The sequence below is a fragment of the Franzmannia pantelleriensis genome, from assembly GCF_900102875.1.
In the GTDB taxonomy this organism is placed as follows: domain Bacteria; phylum Pseudomonadota; class Gammaproteobacteria; order Pseudomonadales; family Halomonadaceae; genus Franzmannia; species Franzmannia pantelleriensis.
Genome location: NZ_FNGH01000037.1, coordinates 1 through 1,614 on the forward strand (window position 1 = coordinate 1; position 1,614 = coordinate 1,614).

Annotated in this window: 1 protein-coding gene; it reads right to left on the reverse strand. The window is 63.8% G+C overall.

The window, feature by feature from the left end; all coding sequences use genetic code 11:
• Positions 1–76: 76 nt before the first annotated feature.
• Positions 77–1,468: a Si-specific NAD(P)(+) transhydrogenase gene (gene sthA, locus BLT16_RS20440; protein WP_089660778.1), complete on the reverse strand. Its 1,392-nt coding sequence runs from the start codon at positions 1,466–1,468 to the stop codon at positions 77–79.
• Positions 1,469–1,614: the final 146 nt, after the last annotated feature.

Here is a 1,614-nt window from a genome sequence, read left to right on the forward strand (position 1 = left end):
AGCCGCTCCCACACTAGGCTTGGCGCCACTCCCCTGTGGGAGCGAATTTATTCGCGATTGCAGCGCGCAGCGCTGCCTAGAACAACCGGTTGAGGCCGTTCTGGGCGGCGACGCGGTAGGCTTCGGCCATGGTCGGGTAGTTGAAGGTGGTGTTGATGAAGTACTTGAGGGTGTTGGCCTCGCCTTCCTGCTGCATGATCGCCTGGCCGATGTGCACGATTTCCGAGGCTTGGTCGCCGAAGCAGTGGATGCCGAGGATCTCGAGACTGTCGCGGTGGAACAGGATCTTGAGCATGCCCACGGTGTCGCCGGTGATCTGGGCACGGGCGGTGTCCTTGAAGAACGCCTGGGCGACCTCGTAGGGCACCTTGGCGTCGGTCAGTTCGCGCTCGTTCTTGCCCACCGAGCTGATCTCGGGAATGGTGTAGATGCCGGTGGGTACGTCGTCGACGAAGCGGAAGTCGGCGTCGAGCAGGTCGTCACTGGCGTTGCGCCCCTGGTCGTAGGCGGCACTCGCCAGGCTCGGCCAGCCGATCACGTCGCCCACCGCGTAGATGTGCGGGATGGCAGTGCGGTAGTGGTTATCTATCTGCAGCTGGCCGCGGCCATTGGCTTCCAGGCCGATGTTCTCGAGGCCCAGCTGGTCGGTGTTGCCGGTGCGGCCGTTGGCCCACAGGAAGGCGTCGGCGCGTAGCCGCTTGCCCGACTTGAGATGCACCACCACGCCGGATTCGTCGCCTTCGATGCGCTCGTAGTCCTCGTTGTGACGCACCAGCACGCCGTTCTGGCGCAGGTGGTAGGAGAGCGCGTCGGAGATCTCGTCGTCGAGGAACGACAGCAGGCGGTCGCGGGAGTCGATCAGGTCGACCTTGACGCCGAGCCCGGAGAAGATCGAGGCGTATTCGCTGCCGATGACCCCGGCGCCGAAGATGATCAGGGTGCGCGGGGTGTGAGACAGGCCGAGCACGGTGTCGGAGCAGTAAATGCGCGGGTGGCGAAAGTTGACGTCGGCCGGGCGATAGGGGCGCGAGCCGGTGGCAATGACGATCTTCTGGGCGCAGATCTCCTCGACGCCCTCGTGATCGTCGCGGATCACCAGGGTGTGCTCGTCCTTGAAGCGCGCCACGCCGAAGAACAGGTCGATACGATTGCGGGCGTAGAAGCGGGTGCGCATCTCGACCTGTTGGTCGATGGTCACGCGGGAGCGTTCGAGAACCTTGGGGAAGGAGAACCAGCGCGGCTCGCCGATATCGCGGAACATGCGGTTGGTGTTGAACTGCATGATCTGCTTGACCTGATGGCGCAGCGCCTTGGAGGGGATGGTGCCCCAGTGGGTGCAGTTGCCGCCCACCGACTGCTGCTTCTCGATCACGGCCACGCGCTTGCCGTGCTTGGCGGCATTGATGGCGGCACTCTCGCCGGAGGGGCCGGTGCCGATAACCACTACATCATAGTTGTGGACTGCCATGTGCTGTCGCGTCTCCTTTCCCCTGAATGTGTTCTTACCTTGGCGCCACTGCCTGTGGGAGCGAATTCATTCGCGATTGCAGCGCAAAGCGCTGCCGGCCAACCCCATCGCGACTGACGTCGCTCCTACACTTGCCAATGGCGCCA